The sequence below is a fragment of the Achromobacter sp. DMS1 genome (assembly GCF_001270295.1).
On record NZ_LHSJ01000126.1, the window covers coordinates 1 to 17,146 of the forward strand.

Consider the following 17,146-nt stretch of genomic DNA (forward strand, 5'->3'; position numbering starts at 1 on the left):
GCCGCAAGAGCGGCGCCAGCGGTGCTGCCGTGCCGGGCTCGATGCCGGCAAACAGCGTGGGATGGTAGACGCCGATGCCGGCAAAGGTCAAACGCGGTTCGCCGTCGGCATGGACCGCGCCGCCCGCGTCCAGCCGGAAGTCGCCGGCGGGGTGGTGGGCGGGGTTGTCCACCAGCGCCAGCCAGGCCTGGCCGGGCTGCAGCGCCTGGCCGATGGCGGGCGCTGCGGCCGGATCCCAGTCGCACCAGATGTCGCCGTTGATGGCCAGAAAAGGCTCCGGGCCCAGCAGGGGCAGCGCCTGGACGATGCCGCCCGCGGTTTCCAGCGCCCGGGCTTCCGGCGAGTAGCGGATGCGTACGCCATGGCGGCTGCCATCGCCCAGCGCGGCTTCGATTTCGTGGCCCAGCCAGGCATGGTTGATGACGATGTCGGTAAGGCCGGCGGCGGCCAGCCGGCGCAGGTGCCACACGATGAGCGGCTGCCCGCCCACCGGCAGCAGGGGCTTGGGCAGGCGGTCGGTCAGCGGGCGCATGCGCTCGCCGCGGCCGGCGGCAAGAATCATGGCGCGCATCAGAAGGTGTATTCGCGTTTGACTTCGACCTGGTCCAGGCGGTCCAGCAGGCGCAGCAGGGGGGCGAAGACGCCATAGCGCCGCGCCACCTGCCGCACGTAGCCGTTGACGCGGGGCATGTGCGCCAGATAGTGCGCCTTGCCGTCGCGATGGTTCAGGCGCGCGAACACGCCCAGGATGCGCAGGTTGCGCTGCAGGCTCATCCATTCGTAGGCGCGGTGGAATTCGGCGAAGTCGCTGTCCACCGGCAACCCGGCGGCGCGCGCCATTTCCCAGTAGCGGATGGCCCAGTCGAGCTGCTGCGGCTCTTCCCAGGTGGTGCGGGCATCGGTGACCAGCGAGGCCAGGTCGTAGGTGATGGGGCCGGCCAGCGCGTCCTGGAAATCGATCACGCCGGGATTGGGGCCGTAGCGCCCGCCGTCGCAGACCATGAGGTTGGGCGAGTGGTAGTCGCGGTGCACCAGCACCAGGGGCTGGCCGGCGCCGCTGCCGGACAGCAGAGCGAAGACGCGCTCCAGCGCCGCCGCCGTCTTGTCGTCCAGCGCGACGCCGTGATGGCGGCCGACATACCATTCGGGGAAGACCTTGAGCTCTTCGGCCAGCCGCGCCGCGTCGAAGGCGGCCAGGCCGGTGGTGCGGGCCTGCTGGAGCCTGACCAGCGCGGCCAGCGCCTCGCGGTACAGCGTCTGGAGCTCGGCATCCGGCAGGCCGGCCTGGATGCGCTGGTAGTAGGTCTGCTCGCCCAGGTCGGAGAGCAGCAGCAGGCCCCGGGCCAGATCCTGCGCGAGCACCGCCGGCACGTTCAGGCCGGCGTCGCGCAGCAGCCCGCCGACGTGCAGGAAAGGCCGGCAATCCTCGTGCTCGGGCGGGGCGTCCATGACGATGACGGTACCTGGCCCGGCGTCGAGGCGGAAGTAGCGGCGAAAGCTCGCGTCGGACGAGGCCGGGCGCAGGGTGTCGAGCGCCAGCTCCAGGCTGGCGGGCAGGCTGCGCAGCCAGTCGCGGATCTGTTCCAGGCGGGGATCGGAGGCGGTTTTCAAGAAAAATCCGTGTCAGATAGGCAATATTGCGGAAATTTGCCGCAGGCCCATTCATGGCTGGGCCTGCGGCGCGGCTTCTCTATAATACCGGGTCATTTCCGTTCGCAGCGGCCGCTCACGCGGGCGCCGGCTGCCTGGTCCCATCGTAGAAATAAGGGCTGTTTTCACTCGTGCGCAAGGTTCGGTGGTTGATCCTATCTGCTGTCAGCGTCGCCGGGGCCGTGCAGGCTCAAGGCAGCCAGGGCTCGGCGCCGTCGGCGGCCTCTCCGGCGGGCGCGCCGGCTTCCGCAACGACCTCCGCCCCGGTGCTGCGCACGTCGCCGGGCCTGCGGGTGCACCGGCTCCCCGATGAACAGATCCCGGCCTTCCTCGAGGCGGATCAGATCGACGGCAACCCCGATTCCGATCTCACCCTGACCGGCAGCGCCCAGGTGCGCCGCATCGACAGCGTCATCAAGGGCGACCGCATCCACTACGACAAGCGCACGGGCGACGTCGACGTGCAGGGCAGTGCGCGCATGATGCGCGATGGCACGCTGGTTACCGGGCCCAGCGCCCGGTTCAACGTGGACAAGACCTCGGGCGAGATCGAGCAGCCCAACTTCTGGCTGGGCGCCACCGGCGGCTTCGCCGTCGCCGAGAAGGCGGACATCTTCAGCAAGTCGCAGATGCGCCTGCATACCGTTACGTACAGCGGCTGCGCCTGCGAAACGCCGTCCTGGTACATCAAGGCCAATTCCGTCGACCTGGACTTCGACGAGAACGAAGGCGTGGCCCGCAACGGGGTGCTGTATTTCAAGGACGTACCCATCCTGGCCTCGCCCTACATGACCTTTCCGGTCAAGAAGGAACGCAAGTCGGGCTTTCTAGTCCCGACCTACGGCACCACGAGCAAGGGCGGCATCGATATTTCGCTGCCGTACTACTTCAATCTGGCGCCGAATTATGATTTGACCTTGATCCCGCGCTATTTTTCCAAGCGTGGGATGCAGCTGGGGGGCGAGTTCCGGTATCTCGGGTACAGCTACGGTGGCTTCATGGATGGCGCCTATCTGCCCAACGACACCGAGAAGGATAGGGACCGCTGGATGTACCGATGGGTGCACCAACAGCTGTTGCCTTACGGTTTCTATGCGGATTGGGATATTGCCAAGGTATCCGACAACGATTACTACCGCGACATTTCCCAGCTCGGGTTGAACCAGGCATCCACCACCTACCTGCCGCAGCGTGGTCGCTTGGGGTGGACCTCGCCGTCGGGTTATTGGTCCTCATCGGTGGAAGTGTACAAGTACCAGACGCTGCAGGATCCGGATGCGTTGATTACACCGCCCTATGACAAGGAGCCGGAATTCACCGTCCGCGGCGCCCGCTACGATTGGGGGGGCCTGGACGTCGAGTGGACCAACACCGCAACGCGCTTTCGAAAGCCCTTGCTCGAAGGCGCGCGTTCTGGTCAGGAAGGGGATCGTTTCCAGAGCTATCTGACGGCGGCCTATCCCATTGTTCGCCCGGGCTGGTTCATCGTGCCCAAGGCCGGGATGCACTTCACGCAATATCAGACCAGCTGGTTTGGCCGGGATTGGCTTGGCCTGAACAGTGGCACTCCACAGGCGGGAACCTCCTACGGCTATCCGGGCTCCTCGTCGCGCGCGTTGCCCATCATGTCGCTGGACGCGGGCATGATCTTCGAGCGCGACACCACGCTGTTCGGCAAGGCCTCCACGCAGACCCTGGAGCCGCGCCTGTACTACCTGCGCGTGCCTTATCGCGACCAGTCCAAGCTGCCGGTCTATGACACCGCGTTGTCGGATTTCAGCTTCTCGCAGGCGTTCGAGGAAAACATCTATTCGGGCGGCTGGGACCGCATCGCCAACGCCAACCAGCTCACCGCGGCGCTGACCACGCGCTGGCTGGACGCGAGCACTGGGCTGGAGCGGTTGTCGCTGTCGGCCGCGCAGCGCATCTATTTCCAAGACCAGGAAGTCACCCTGCCGTACGAGACGCCGCGCAAGAACGTGCGGTCCGACTTCCTGGTGGGGGCTTCCGCGGCGCTGACCGACACGCTGACCACGGAGCTCGCTGCGCAGTACAACCCCTATGACGACAAGTGGTCGCGCGCCCTGGTCAGCGCGCGCTGGTCGCCCCAGCGCTTGACCACGGTGGCGCTGGCCTATCGCTACCAGCGCGAGCCGCTGGCTGGTGTCAATTACCAGCCGCAGGGCCAGAACCAGCTCAGCTTGGCGGTGCAGTGGCCGTTCTCCAAGCGCTGGTATGGCGTAGGCCGGATCGATTATTCGATGCGTACCGGCAATGTCATCGGCAGCGACGGTTTGCCGACCGAGGAATCCCCCCGCGTCACCCAGGCCATCGCCGGTCTGGAGTACAAGGGCGATTGCTGCTGGGTGGGCCGCATCGTCTACCAGCGCTATGCCGTGGCGGCCAACGATGCCAATACGGCCTTGTTCCTGCAGCTCGAGCTGACGGGCCTGGGTTCGCTGGGCACCGATCCGATGAACCTGCTGAACAGAAGTATCCCCGGCTATACGAGCATTACGCCGCCAGTGCCGTCCGGGACCACATTTGAAAGGTATGAATGATGCGTAGGTTGCACTCTTTCCGCCGGTCGGGCGGCGCGCTGCTGCTGGCCCTTTGCGCGGGGCTGCCCGCGGCCCATGCGGCCAATCCGGGCAAGGGCGCGAACGCCAAGCCCGCCGCGGCGCCGGCCGGCCAGGCCGATGCGCCGCCTCCCGAGCAGTTCGTCGACGGCATCGCGGCCGTCGTGGACAAGGACGTGATCACGCTGCGCGAGCTGCGCGACGCGTCGCAGCGCATGGCGGCCGAGCTCAAGGCCCGCAATATCCAGGTGCCCGACGACAATACGCTGCGTCACCAGGTGCTGCAGCGCCTCATCATGGACCGGGTGCAGCGCCATGAGGCCGACCGCCTGGGCATCCGGGTGGACGACGCCCAGGTCGACGCCGCCGTGCAGTCCATCGCCGCGCGCAACAAGATCTCGGTGGACCAGCTGCGCAAAGAGATCGAGAAGTCGGGGTCCACCTGGGACGGCTATCGCAAATCGCTGCGCGAGGAAATCCGCATGGACCGCCTGCGCCAGCGCGCGGTGGACTCGACCATCGTGATTTCCGACGCGGAAGTGGACGCCTTCCTGAAAGACCAGCGCCGCAACCCCGCTTTCGGCGCCGCGCCGCAGCAGGCCCAGCCCGCGCAGCAGCCCGCGCCTCAGCCCGAACCGGCCGCCGCGCCCGCGGGCCCCATGCTGTACGCGCTGGCGCAGATCCTGGTGCGCGTGCCCGAAGGCTCGTCGCCCGACCAGGTCGCCATGCTGCGCAAGAAGGCCGAGGGACTGCTGGCCCGCGCCAAGCGCGGCGACGACTTCGCCAGCCTGGCCGCCGCGTCGTCCGACGGTCCCGAGGCGCTGCAAGGGGGCATGATGGGCGTGCGCCCGGCCGAAGGCTGGCCCGATCTTTTCGTCAAGGCGATCCAGGGCCTGGGCAAGGGCCAGGTCAGCTCGCTCATCCAGAGCGGCAACGGTTTTCACATCCTGAAGGTCGTGGACATGGGCACCGCGCAGCCGGCGCCGGCCCGCACCGCGCGCGCGCCCGAGCCGATGCCCGCGCCGCAGCCGTCCGCCCAGCCCGCCCAGCAGGGGCCGGTGCAAGTCACGCANTGGACCGACGTCGGCACGCCCGGGCGCCTGGCCACTCTGGACGCCAAGCTGCGCGACGCGCGGCGCTGAACCGGCCGGTTGCCACATATTTCACAATATCAAGGTGCGCAACCAGGCTTGTCCGGGCCTCCTCCGCCAAGGGCCGACGCGGTATTCTCCAAGGTTTTGGCGCGCGGTCCCGCGCCCGCGCGCCAGGCAACGCACAGGATTCTCGTAGGAAATGGGGATGTTCGGAAGATCGCAACGGGCCGTGTTCAAGCCCTCTGTTTACCAACCCGGCCAACGCAGCCGGCGCATGCCGCGCTGGCTGGTGCTGCTGCTGGTGGGCATCGGCCTGGGCGCGGGCGGCGTGCTCTTTCTCCAGACCAACTACGGCCCGCAGCGTCTCACCGTGGAGCAGTCCGAGCAGCTCCACAGCGAACTGAGCGCCGCCAACCTCGACCGCCAGCGCCTGCAGAGCCTGCTCGAGGAAGCCACGCAGCAGCGCGACGCCAACAAGGCCACGCACGAGAAACTCACCGCCGATCTGGCCGCGGCCAACCAGAAAATCGAGTCGCTGACCCAGGAACTGGTCCTATTCCAGGACGCCATGCCTCCCGACCCGCGCGGCGGCAACCTGGGCATCCGCTCGGCCAGCTTCAAGCGCCAGCCCGGCCAGCTCGACTACCGCGTGCTGGTCATGCGGGAAGACCGCCAGGGCGCCGCGCCCTTCAAGGGCTCTCTCACCTTCGCCATCGACGGCACCTACCCCAACGGCCGGTCCGGCACCGTCACGCCCGAGGGGCCCCAGCTCAACGTGGACCGCTATGACTTCGCCACGGGCCAGCTCACCCTGCCCGACGGATTCACGCCCCGCGTGGTCGTGCTGCGCGTGCTGGACGGCGCGCAGAAACAGCAGGCCATGCGCATCTACCACGTCCGCAACTGACCTCCCGCCTTCACCGAACCCGCTGCCTCAGCGGGTTTTTTACGTCTTTATAGTTGCGCACGCAACTTTATCGGCATATAGTGCTCCGCATAATCATTCAGGAGACTTTCATGCCCTTGCCCTCCCATGTCCCCGTTCTCATTGCCGGCGGCGGCCCGGTCGGCCTCACCCTGGCCGCCTTGCTGGCCGAATACGGCATCGCCTCGCTCACGGTGGAAGCGGACGACGGCTATTGCGCCGGCAGCCGCGCTATCTGCATGTCGCGGCGTTCGCAGGAAATCCTGGGCTGGATCGGCGCAGACGCGCCGCTGAACCGGACCGGGCTTGCCTGGACGGGCGGCCGCAGCTATTTCCGCGACCAGGAGGTGCTGCATTTCGAGATGCCGCACGAGCCGCTGCAGCGCTACGCCCCCATGGTCAACATCCAGCAGTACTACGTCGAGGAATACGCGCACCAGGCCATGCAGAAACACCCCGGCCTGGCCGCGCTGCAATGGTCGGCCCGGGTGGAATCGGTGCGCCAGGACGCCGACGGCGTCACGGTGGAAATCCAGGCCGAAGGCGCGCGCCAGACCGTGCGCGCCGACTGGCTGGTGGCCTGCGACGGCGGCCGCAGCACGGTGCGCGACGAACTGGGCCTGAAGCTGGAGGGCATGCAATACGAGGGCCGCTACGTCATCGTCGACATCGAGCAGGAATCGCAGCGGCCCGTGGAACGCCTGGCCTGGTTCGATCCCCCCTCCAACCCCGGCTCCACACTGCTCATGCACCGCCAGCCCGGCAACGTCTGGCGCGTGGACTACCAGATCCGCGACGACGAAGACCCCGACGAAGCCGTCAAGCCGGAGAATGTCCTGCCGCGCGTGCAGAGCCACCTCGACATGATCGGCGAAACCGCGCCCTGGAAGCCGCTCTGGATTTCCATCTACAACGCCAAGTGCCTCACGCTGGACAGCTACCGGCACGGCCGCGTAATGTTCGCCGGCGACGCCGGCCACCTGGTGCCCATCTTCGGCGTGCGCGGACTGAATTCCGGCCTGGACGATGCCGGCAACCTGGCGTGGAAACTGGCCTGGGTCATCAAGGGCCTGGCCGCCGACAGCCTGCTGGACAGCTACAGCGTGGAACGCGTGCACGCCACCCGCCAGAACCTGGCCTACGGCGCGAAAAGCACCGAGTTCATGGCGCCGCCCGACTTCGGCTTCACGCTCATGCGCGAAGCGGCCCTGCGCCTGGCGCTGAGCGACGAGCGGGTGCGCTCCCTCATCAACCCGCGCCAGTCCGCGCCCATCTCTTACGACGGCTCGCCCCTGAATCTGGCCGACGGCGCGCCCGAAGCCGGTCCTGCCAGCGCGCCCGGCCAGCCCGCGCCCGAAGCCCGCCTGCACGACGGCGGGCAGGCGCGCCATCTGACCACGGCGTTCGGCGCCGGCTTCGTCGCGCTGGCCATCGAGCCCGATGCCGCGCAGGCCGAGGCGCTGCAAGCCCTCGCCCCAGGCCACCGCGCAGTCGGACCGTCCGCTGCGCGTCATCACGGTGGCGGCGCGGCCCGCGCCCGGCGCGTGGACCGATCCCGACGGCCAACTGCGCGAGCAGCTCGGCGCCGGCCCGGACTCGATCTACCTGCTGCGCCCCGACGGCTACGTGCTCGGCCGCTGGCGCCAGCCCGGCGACGCCGCGCTGCGCAACGCCCTCGCCCCCTATTACCCCGCCATCGACGCCCGCCAAGCCCAGGAGAACCAAGCATGAACGCCCACGATCTGGACCAGGTCTACACCCAGCTCGCCCGGACGCTGACGCGCGCGGCGAAACCCGCGCCCCGCTGTTCCTGTCCATCCTCAGCCTCTCGCTGCTGGCCCGCCAGACCGACACGGCCGAGGCCCTGGCGCTGCTGGCCCAGGCCGAAGCGGCCACCCGCGCCGGCGAATCCGCGGCGCGGCCGGCGGCCGCGGAGGGTGTGGCAAACTAAGACCCCTCGCCATCACCGCCAGAACGCGCGCCGTGACCCAGCCCGACCTCGAACGCTTCCTCACGTACCGGCTGCACGCCGTCAACAAAATCAGCGACCGCGACACCGCCCGCGCCTATCTGGCGGACTGCGGCATCCCGCTGGGCGAAGCCCGCTGCCTGGCGGCCATCGGCCGCTATGCGCCGCTGTCCGTCAACGAACTGGCGCGCGCCGCGAATCTCAACAAGGGCCAGGCCAGCCGTTCGGCCCAAGCCCTGGTCGAGCGCGGACTGGTCGAGAAAAAGAACTCCGACACCGACGGGCGCGGCGTGGTGCTGGCGCCCACGCCCTCCGGCCAGGCGCAATACGAGCGCATCATCGCGCTCATCTCCCGCCGCAACGCGGAAATCTTCGGCTGCCTCAGCGCCGAAGAGCAACGGCAATTCGGCGACATGCTCGACCGCCTCATCGACCACCTGCGCGCAGCGCCCGGCCGCGACGACGACTGAGGCCCAAAGAACGCGCCCGGGCGCGCGCGCCGTCGCCGCCCGGCGCCTGCCGGCCGCGCAAAGCGGGCTAGCTGGCGTCGCCGATCTTGGCTGCCGACCCGCCCAGCTGCGCCGCGGCCTCGTCCATGAACTGCGCCATGCGCACGTCCAGCTCCGTCACGCCGCCCGCGTCATGCGTCGTCAGCGCCACGTCCACGCGGTTGTACACGTTGCTCCATTCGGGATGGTGATTCAGCTTTTCGGCAAACATCGCCACGCGCGCCATGAAGCCGAAGGCCGCGTTGAAATTGGCGAAGCGGAACCGCTTTTCGATGGCGTCCCGCGCGGCCGCGGCCTGCCACCCGGGCAGTGCCGCCAGCGCGGTGTCCGCGCCGATGCGCGCGGGAGGAAACATGCTGCTCATGATGTGCTCCTGGGCGCGCGCAAGACGCGAACCCGTCTTTTTCTACTGCTTGACCGCGTACAGGTAGATTTCCACGCGCCGGTTGGCCGCGCGGCCCTCCGCCGTGGTGTTGTCGCCCACCGGATCGTTCGGCCCGCGCCCCTCGATGGCAAGACGCGCCGGCGCCACGCCCTGCTTGGACAGGTAGTCCGTCACGCTGCGGGCCCGGTTCACCGACAGCGTCTGGTTGTGCGCCAGCGGGCCCGTGTTGTCCGTATGCCCCACCACCTTGGCGCGCAATTCCGGATGCTGGTTGAGCGCGCGCGCCACGCTGTCGAGCACCGGCAGCAACGCCGGCTTGAGCTGCGTCTTGTCGGTATCGAACGAAACGTTGCTGGGGATGTTCACCTTCAGGCTGCCATCGGGCATCTCCACCACATCGATGCCGAGCGACGACGCGCCCGAGTTCTGCACGTCCTCCTTCACCACCTTCCAGTTGTACCCGACCAGGCCGCCGGCCACCGCGCCGATGCCCGCGCCGATGGCGGCGCCCTTGCCATGCCCGATCAGCGCGCCCAGGCCCGCGCCCACCGCGGCCCCCGCGCCCGCGCCCACGGCCGTATTGGTCTGCTGCTGCGTGGCGCACCCCGCCAGCAAGACCCCGGATGCCGCGACCACGGCGAAGCGGTTGAGGATTGTTCTTGATTTCATGGCAACCTCCACGATCGATCGGTAACGCCGGACGATTCCGGCTGGATCATGCTAGCAAGCGGGGGGAGGCGGGCCGGAAACATTTTGTACCAGCCATTCGGGAGAAAACCGCTTCAGCGCTCCGGCACCTCCCGGGGAGGAGGCCCGTCGTACAACGGAATGTACTGCCGGGGAATCGGCCCCTTGTTGCGCCCGCCCTGGCGGCTCTGCTCCCATGCGTGGGCCAGAATGCCCACCGAGCGCGAGAGACAGAACAGGCCGCGCGCCAGCGGGGCGGGAAACCCCAGTTCGGCATAGATCACCGCCGTCGCGCCGTCGATGTTCATGGGAATGGGCTTGCCCTTGCGGGCCTCCAGTTCCGCTTCGATGCCCCGGGCAATGGCCGCGTAACGCCCCGGCACCGCGCCGGCCGCGGCCGCCTCGTCCACCAATTGCAGCAAACGCGGCGCGCGCGGGTCCAGAGGATGGAAGCGGTGGCCGAAGCCCGGGACGAACTTGCCATGCAGTTCGATGAACGCGTCCAGTCCCGCCCGCACCGCGGCTTCCTGGCTGGCCCCTGCGTCGACGCGGGCGGCCACGTCCTGGTACAGCTCGACCGCCTGCTCGCCGGCGCCGCCATGCACGTCTCCCAGCACATTGACGGCCGAGGCCATCGCATTGTTCAGCCCCACGCCGCACGTGGCCGCCATGCGCGCGATGGCAATGCTGGGCGCCTGCGGTCCATGGTCCACCGCGGCCATCAGCGCCGCCTCCAGCAGCCGGCCCTGCCGCGCGGACGGCAGCTCGCCGCGCAGCATCAGCCACGCCATCTGGGCAAAGCCGATGTTGCCGATCAGATCCTGGATCGCATAGCCGTGGTAGCGGATCACGCCCGGCCGCATGTCGATGATCGACGTATGCCACCACTGCCGGCTGGCCAGCCCGTCCTCGGGCGGCACCGCGCCGCCGTCCGCTTCGCGGCTTCTCATATCGCTCGCTCCTCTTTCAGGCTGCGGATCTGCCCGGCGTCGTAGCCCAGCTCGCGCAGCAATTCCTCGTTGTGCTGCCCCAGTTGCGGAGGCGGCGCATCCACCGACGGCGTCGCGCCGTCCAGCTTGAATCCCGTGCGCACCACGCGCACGTCCCGGCCCACGCCCGGCACGTCCGGAAAGGTAGCCACCATGCCGCGCTCCGCGACCTGCGGATGGGCCAGCGCCTGCTCGACGCTGTAGACCGGCCCGCTCGGCACGCCGGCCCGGGTGAGCAACGGCCACCATTGCTGCGCGGATCGCGCGGCCAGGGCCAGCTCCAGCTCGGCCTTCAAGGCCTCGCGATGGCGCAGGCGCGCCTGGCGCTCGGCGTAATCGGGATGGCCGGACAGGTCCTCGCGCCCCACCACGCGGCACAGGGCCTCGAACTGCTCCTGCTTATTGGCCGCGATGTTCAGCAGCCCATCGCCGGTGCGGAAGGTGCCGGACGGGCTGGCGGTGACGTTCTCGTTGCCCATGGGCGACGGCGAACGCCCCGCCACCAGGTAATTCGACACGGCCCAGCCCATGGTGGCCATCGTGGCCTCCAACATCGAAACATCGATGAAGCGCGCGCCGTCGCGTTCGCGCTCCGCCAGCGCCGCCGCCACCGCAAAAGCCGCCGTCATGCCGCCGATGGTGTCGGCGATGGGATAGCCGACGCGGTACGGCGCGGTGTCGGGCGCGCCGGTGATGCTCATCACGCCCGCCATGCCCTGCACGATCTGGTCATAGGCCGGATAGTCGCGCAACGGCCCTTGCTGGCCGAAACCCGAAATAGCGCAATACACCAGGCGCGGCTGGTGCCGGCGCAGCACCTCGAACCCCAAGCCGAGGCGGTCCATCACGCCCGGCCGGAAGTTCTCGACCAACACATCCGCGCGAGCCACAAGTCGCAGAAAAACCTCCTTGCCGCGCGCATGCTTGAGGTTCACCGTGATCGACCGCTTGCCGGCATTCTGCGCCAGGAAGGAAACGCCCATCAGCCCGCGGTTCAGGCCGGCGTCCGCGCCCAGTTGGCGCGCCAGATCGCCGGTCCCGGGCGTTTCCACCTTGATCACGTCGGCGCCCAGGTGCGCCAATTGATGGCAGCAGAACGGCCCGGCCAGCACGTTGGTGAGATCGAGTAAGCGGATGCCGCGCAACGGCTTGGACATGAATGATTTCCTCTCGAAGTGCGCGGCCGCCGCGGCTCGCGCGCGTGGGTTGTTTATTCCATCCTGGCGCCCGACGCCCGCACCGCGTCGCCCCAGCGCCGGTATTCCGACTCCAGGAAGGCGGCGAAGTCTTGCGGCGAGCCGCCGATCGGCGTGCTGCCCTCGGCGGCGAAGCGCCCGGCGGTCAGCGGCTTCTTCAGGACGTCGTTGACCGCCGCGTTGACCCGCCGGATCACCTCGCCCGGCGTGCCGGCCGGCGCCACCAGCCCCTTCCAGTCGCGCGCATCGAAATCGGCATAACCCTGCTCGGCGATTGCGGGCGTGTCGGGCAGGGCCCGCAGGCGGGTCTTGGATGTCACGGCCAACGGGCGCAGCTTGCCGCTGGAAATCAACGGCAATACGGAGGCCGGCGTCGCGAAATAAATGTCCACCTGGCCGCCGATCAGATTGGCCACGGCGGTCGATGCGCCGTTATGAGGCACGTGCAGGAACTGAAGGCCCGCGGCCTGCATGAACATGGCGCCGGCCAGGTGGCCGACGGTGCCGATGCCTGCCGAGGCCATGGTGACCGCTTCCGGCTTGGCCTGGGCTGCCGTCACCACGTCGGCCAGCGACCGGTACCGGCTGGCTGCGCTTACCACCAGCACCACCGGCTGGCCGGCGACCAGCACAATGGGAGCGAAATCCTCGAGCGGGTCGTAAGGCATCTTGGGATACAGCGCCGGATTGATGGCCAGGTTGGAGGTTTGCCCCATGCCTATCGTCAGGCCGTCCGGCCTGGCGCGCGACAGCAGGCCCAGCCCGATATTGCCGCCGGCGCCCGAACGGTTTTCCACCACGATATTCCAGCCCGTGGACTGGCCCATGAACTGCGCGATCAGCCGCGAGGCGGCGTCAGTGCCGCCGCCCGGCGGAAACGGCACGATCATGGTGATGGGGCCGGATGGATACGGCGAGTCGGCACGCGCCAGGTCCGGCAGGGCGAAGCCTGTCGCGGCGGCGGCCATGCCGGCGAGCAGAACGCGGCGTTGGTGGTCCATGTTGTCTCCTGGAATGTTCTTGATGTGCCGGGGCGGGAAACCCGGTGGATTTATTGAGAACCCGGCATTGCGCCAGTCAATTTCATTAGATAGAATAACGTTCTATCTATAATGACTGCCGCCGCACACCCATGTCAAGCGGCCCTTTGCCATGCCCAGGAAATCCGCCGTTCTTTCGCTCGCCGATGAAAATGCCGCCGTTGGCGGCGTCGGAGCCGTCGACCGCGCGCTGTCCTTGCTGAATGCGTTTTCGGCGTCCCTGCCCCAGCCCGATCTGACCGAGCTCGCCCAGCACACCCGGCTGCACAAGAGCACCGTGCTGCGCCTGATGGCCTCGCTCGAACACGCGCACCTGGTGCAGCGCCAGGCGGATGGGCGCTATGCCCTCGGGCCCGGCATCGCGCGCCTGCATCAGGTCTATGCGTCTTCGTTCTCGCTGGCCTCCGTGGTGATGCCCATCCTGCGCCAACTGGCCGCGGCTACGCAGGAAAGCGCCGCCTTGCACGTGCGCCAGGGCGACCAGCGCCTGTGCCTGCAGCGGGTCGATTCCCCGCGGCCGGTGCGCGACCACACTCGCGTGGGCGACCTGCTGCCGCTGAACCGCGGCGCGGGCGGGCGCATCCTCAGCGCTTATGCGGGCGGCACGGAAGACATCCATGCCCGCATCCGCCGAGAACAGGTGGTCGTGCTGGTGGGAGACCGCCTGCCCGAACTGGCCGGCATCGCGGCGCCGGCCTTCGGCGCCGGCGGCGAATTCGTCGGCTCCATTACCCTGACCATGCCGGCAGAGCGCTTCGATGCCGCGTATCAGGCGCCGGTCAAACTGGCCGCGCGCGCATTGACCGAAGCGCTGGGCGGCGCCTATCCCGCGCCCGAACCATCGGCATAGCAGAATCGCGCGCGCCGTGCCGCGCAGCGCGGCCTGGCCCCGTATCGCCGTTCAACCCCGCCGCGCCTGGACCATCAAGCGATCCAGCGCATTGGCGAATGCGCGCCGGTCGGCCTGGCTGAAAGCCGAGGGGCCGCCCGTATCGATGCCCGCGCTGCGCAGTTCTTCCATCATGTCGCGCAACGACAGGCGCTCGCGTATGGTGTCGGCGGTATAGCGCTCGCCGCGCGGGCTGAGCGCCCATGCGTTCTTTTCGAGCGCCAGGGCGGCCAGGGGAATGTCGCCGGTAATCACCAGATCGCGGGCGTGAACGTGTTCGACGATGTAGCCGTCGGCGACGTCGAAGCCGCGCGGCACCTGTACGGCGCGAATCAGGGACGAAGGCGGCGTGCGCAGCATCTGGTTGGCGACCAGGGTCAGCGGCATCCGCCATCTCTGCGCTGCCCGGTACAGGATTTCCTTGATCACGACGGGGCAGGCATCTGCGTCGACCCAGATATGCATGGCGTCATTCCTCCCTGGCCTTCCCGGCACGAAGCGCGGCGGCACTGAATGGCCGACGCGCAGCCCACATGATGCTCGGGAAACACGGCGCCCGGAAAAAACAAAAGGCCGCTGGCGACGATCGCCAACGGCCTTGATTCTGGTGGGCTGTGAGTGGCTCGAACACTCGACCTACGGATTAAGAGTCCGCTGCTCTACCAACTGAGCTAACAGCCCTGCGCTTTTCCGCGTTTGCCGGCATGGACGCAGCAAGTATTGCTGCTGCCAAACAATCACCGCGTAGTGCGAAGAAGCGAGATTATAGGGAGCTTTTTTTGTTTGTGCAAGCAGCGTGCGCGCAATCCGCAGAAAACGCCCTCACGCCGCGTAGCCGCCGTCCACGGACAGGCTGGCGCCCGTGACTGGCGTCCCTCGGGACCGGCGAGGAAGGCCGCCATGCCGGCAATGTCGCGGGGTTCGCCGTAGTGCGGCAGGGACAGCACGGCCACCATGGCGGCGCGGATGCCGCCGGTGACGAATGCGGTTTTTCCTTCGAGGGCGGGCATGTGCGCCCCAAATTTGTATCAATGAATACAAATTTGATGGCGCGAGGCGCGCCGGAACGTCAAGTCGTTTTTTAGCGATCGATAAAAATGCCGGGCGAGCCTGGGTACAATCGCCCCATGGCAGAACGTGGGCGCCCCCGCAATTTCGACCGGACCCAGGCCTTGCGCAAGGCCATGGAGGTCTTCTGGTCCCAAGGATATGACGGCGCATCGCTGACCGATCTGACGGCCGCGATGGGCATCAACGCGCCCAGTCTGTATGGCGCGTTCGGATCCAAGGAAGAGCTCTTCCGCGAGGCCGTGGCGCTTTACCGCGAGACGGAAGGCGGCGCGTCGCGGCGCGCCCTGCTCGATGCGCCGACTGCGCGGCAGGCCGTCGAGGGCATGCTGGCCGCGGCGGCCGAACGCTTCGCCACGCCCGGCCTGCCGCCGGGATGCCTGGTGGTGCTGGGCGCACTGGCCGGCGCGCGGGCGGGCGAAGGCGCGAGCGCCTTTCTGGCGGACAACCGGCGCGACATGCAGTCCTGCATCCTGGCGCGGCTGCAGCGGGCCGCCAAGGAGGGCGAGCTCGCAGCCGGGCTGGATCTGCGGCAGCTGGCGGCGTTCTACGCCACGGTGCTGCACGGCATGTCGATCCAGGCGCGCGACGGCGCCAACCGCAAGACCTTGCAATCCATCGCCCGGCAGGCCATGCAGGCCTGGGACGCGCTTACCGGGGCTGGCCGGACCGCGGGCGACGGGCTGGCCGCCCCATGATCCGCCTCGACCTGAGGCGGCTGGTCCTGGGCATCTGCCTGCTGTCCGTGATCCTGGCCCTGGCCGGCAGCCTGCATGCCAGCTACCTCGTGCAGCGCGATCTGCTGCTGCACAATGCGCTGGAGGTCAATCGCGTCTACGCCGCCAAGCTCGCCGCCACGACAGAAACCTTCCTGAGCGACCTGCGCCGCTACCTGGGCTACAGCGCCGACCAGCTTGCCGACATGGAATCGCATCCCGAGCGGATGGCGGCCGAGACGCGCCGCCTGCAGGAGCAACTGGCGCATTTCAATTCGAGTTTCGTGGTGTCTGCCGAGGGCAAGGTGCTGGCGGTTTCCAGCGCCACGCCGCAGATGCTCGGCCAGCACCTGACGAGCGAAGCCAACCGCCGCGCGCTGCAAAGCCGCGAGCCCACGATCAGCGAGCCCTACCTGGCCGCGAGCGGGCGCTGGCTCATTCTCTACACCCACCCGATTTTCTCGCGCGATTACCGCTATCTCGGCTATATCGCGGGCACGCTCTATCTGCACGAGGACAATGCGCTGGAACGGCTGCTGGGCCGCCACTTCTACCGCGACGACTCATATCTGTACGTCATCGACCGTCACGGCACGCTGCTCTACCACCCCGATCCCACCCTGCTGGGCAAGCCCGCGCAGGAAGACCCGCTGAGCGCCGCGGCCCGGGCGCACGAAGACGGCGACCTGCGCTACGTGAACAGCGAAGGCCGGGACATGCTGGCCGGCTATGCGCGCGTGGCCAGCACGGGCTGGACGGTGATCTCGCAGCGGCCGGTGCGAGGCACGCTGCAGCCGCTGTCCGACCTGCTGCTGGCCACCGCGCGCTACACCCTGCCCCTGCTGGTGGTGTCGCTCGCGCTGATCTGGCTGCTGTCGCGCTGGATCGTGCGCCCGCTGGGCCAACTGGCGGACATCGCCCGCCACATGCAGGACCCGGACGCCGAACAGCGCATACGCGGCGTGCGATCGTGGTACGTGGAGGCGGCGCAGCTGCGGCGCGGCCTGCTGGTGGGCCTGGCGGCCATGCACCACAAGCTGCGCGACCTGCGCCGCGAAAGCACCACGGACAAGCTCACGGGCGTGCTCAACCGGCGCGGCCTGGACGAAGCCATGGCGCTGCTGCAGGCGGAAGAGTCGCCCGTGTCCATCGTCATCCTCGACGTGGATCATTTCAAGCGCATCAACGACCACTACGGCCACTCCGCGGGCGATCGGGCGCTGCAGCGTCTGGCGGCCCTCATGGCCGAGGGGTCGCGCATCGGCGACACGCTGGCGCGTACCGGCGGCGAGGAGTTCGCCATGCTGCTGCCCGGCGCCAGCCTCACGGCGGCGGCGGCCATTGCCGAGCGGCTGCGCGAGCGGCTGGCCGGCCTGGCGGCGCCGCAGGACATCCCGGTGGCATTCACCGTGTCGGTGGGCGTGGCCCACTACCCCACGCACGGCGCCAC

Annotated in this window: 15 protein-coding genes, 1 tRNA gene and 2 pseudogenes; 8 read left to right on the top strand and 10 right to left on the bottom strand. The window is 68.4% G+C overall.

The window, feature by feature from the left end:
* Nucleotides 1–571 (bottom strand): N-acetylmuramate alpha-1-phosphate uridylyltransferase MurU (gene murU, locus AD428_RS15195; protein ID WP_053245728.1); only part of this gene is annotated, 571 nt, incomplete at its 3' end.
* A complete protein-coding gene (locus tag AD428_RS15200; RefSeq protein WP_053245729.1) occupies nt 571–1,611 on the bottom strand; it encodes an aminoglycoside phosphotransferase family protein in 1,041 nt (346 codons plus the stop codon). The genes AD428_RS15200 and murU, both read right to left, overlap by 1 nt.
* A gap of 170 nt (nt 1,612–1,781) precedes the next feature.
* Between AD428_RS15200 and AD428_RS15205 the strand changes: the two genes are divergently transcribed.
* The 5 genes and pseudogenes from AD428_RS15205 (at nt 1,782) to AD428_RS15225 (ending at nt 8,687) form a co-directional block, all read left to right on the top strand.
* Entirely contained in the window at nt 1,782–4,211 is a 2,430-nt protein-coding gene (locus tag AD428_RS15205) for an LPS-assembly protein LptD (RefSeq protein WP_053245730.1), read from the top strand.
* Nucleotides 4,208–5,301: peptidylprolyl isomerase (locus tag AD428_RS15210; protein ID WP_152968109.1), on the top strand; the 1,094-nt coding region annotated here is incomplete at its 3' end. The genes AD428_RS15205 and AD428_RS15210, both read left to right, overlap by 4 nt.
* Before the next feature lie 227 nt (nt 5,302–5,528).
* Entirely contained in the window at nt 5,529–6,230 is a 702-nt protein-coding gene (locus tag AD428_RS15215) for a DUF6776 family protein (protein ID WP_053245731.1), read from the top strand.
* A 110-nt stretch (nt 6,231–6,340) separates the two neighbouring features.
* Nucleotides 6,341–7,979, top strand: a pseudogene (locus AD428_RS15220) (FAD-dependent oxidoreductase).
* Nucleotides 7,980–8,231: 252 nt separating this feature from the next.
* Nucleotides 8,232–8,687, top strand: coding sequence for a MarR family winged helix-turn-helix transcriptional regulator (locus AD428_RS15225; protein WP_053245732.1), 456 nt, complete (start codon nt 8,232–8,234; stop codon nt 8,685–8,687).
* Between the two features lie 67 nt (nt 8,688–8,754).
* On the opposite strand, the gene AD428_RS15230 is transcribed toward AD428_RS15225, so the two are convergent.
* The 5 genes from AD428_RS15230 to AD428_RS15250 form a co-directional block, all read right to left on the bottom strand.
* Complete coding sequence (locus AD428_RS15230) at nt 8,755–9,090, bottom strand: 4a-hydroxytetrahydrobiopterin dehydratase (protein ID WP_053245733.1); 336 nt, start codon at nt 9,088–9,090, stop codon at nt 8,755–8,757.
* A 42-nt stretch (nt 9,091–9,132) separates the two neighbouring features.
* The gene (locus tag AD428_RS15235) at nt 9,133–9,780 is read right to left on the bottom strand and encodes an OmpA family protein (RefSeq protein ID WP_053245734.1); all 648 of its coding nucleotides are present in this window, start codon (nt 9,778–9,780) and stop codon (nt 9,133–9,135) included.
* Between the two features lie 113 nt (nt 9,781–9,893).
* Nucleotides 9,894–10,748, bottom strand: a complete 855-nt coding sequence (locus AD428_RS15240; protein WP_053245735.1) for a citryl-CoA lyase — start codon at nt 10,746–10,748, stop codon at nt 9,894–9,896.
* Nucleotides 10,745–11,944, bottom strand: coding sequence for a CaiB/BaiF CoA transferase family protein (locus tag AD428_RS15245; protein WP_053245736.1), 1,200 nt, complete (start codon nt 11,942–11,944; stop codon nt 10,745–10,747). The genes AD428_RS15240 and AD428_RS15245 overlap by 4 nt, the downstream gene beginning before the upstream one ends.
* A gap of 53 nt (nt 11,945–11,997) precedes the next feature.
* On the bottom strand, nt 11,998–12,984 hold the full coding sequence (locus tag AD428_RS15250; protein WP_053245737.1) for a Bug family tripartite tricarboxylate transporter substrate binding protein: 987 nt from the start codon (nt 12,982–12,984) through the stop codon (nt 11,998–12,000).
* Between the two features lie 151 nt (nt 12,985–13,135).
* Here AD428_RS15250 and AD428_RS15255 point away from each other — a divergent pair, with 151 nt between their 5' ends.
* Nucleotides 13,136–13,873 (top strand): IclR family transcriptional regulator, encoded by a 738-nt coding sequence (locus AD428_RS15255; protein WP_053245738.1) that lies wholly within the window; start codon nt 13,136–13,138, stop codon nt 13,871–13,873.
* Between the two features lie 51 nt (nt 13,874–13,924).
* On the opposite strand, the gene AD428_RS15260 is transcribed toward AD428_RS15255, so the two are convergent.
* The 3 genes and pseudogenes from AD428_RS15260 to AD428_RS25130 all read right to left on the bottom strand — a co-directional run.
* On the bottom strand, nt 13,925–14,377 hold the full coding sequence (locus tag AD428_RS15260; RefSeq protein ID WP_053245739.1) for a YaiI/YqxD family protein: 453 nt from the start codon (nt 14,375–14,377) through the stop codon (nt 13,925–13,927).
* 140 nt (nt 14,378–14,517) lie between these two features.
* Nucleotides 14,518–14,593: transfer RNA gene (locus tag AD428_RS15265), tRNA-Lys, on the bottom strand.
* Nucleotides 14,594–14,734: 141 nt separating this feature from the next.
* Nucleotides 14,735–14,874 (bottom strand): annotated as a pseudogene (locus tag AD428_RS25130) (SDR family oxidoreductase); the annotation flags it as partial.
* A gap of 165 nt (nt 14,875–15,039) precedes the next feature.
* Here AD428_RS25130 and AD428_RS15270 point away from each other — a divergent pair.
* Together AD428_RS15270 and AD428_RS15275 are read left to right on the top strand one after the other, a co-directional pair.
* Nucleotides 15,040–15,678, top strand: coding sequence for a TetR/AcrR family transcriptional regulator (locus AD428_RS15270; protein ID WP_053245740.1), 639 nt, complete (start codon nt 15,040–15,042; stop codon nt 15,676–15,678).
* Nucleotides 15,675–17,146, top strand: a 1,472-nt coding sequence (locus AD428_RS15275) for a sensor domain-containing diguanylate cyclase (RefSeq protein ID WP_053245741.1), incomplete at its 3' end; no start/stop codon positions are given. The genes AD428_RS15270 and AD428_RS15275, both read left to right, overlap by 4 nt.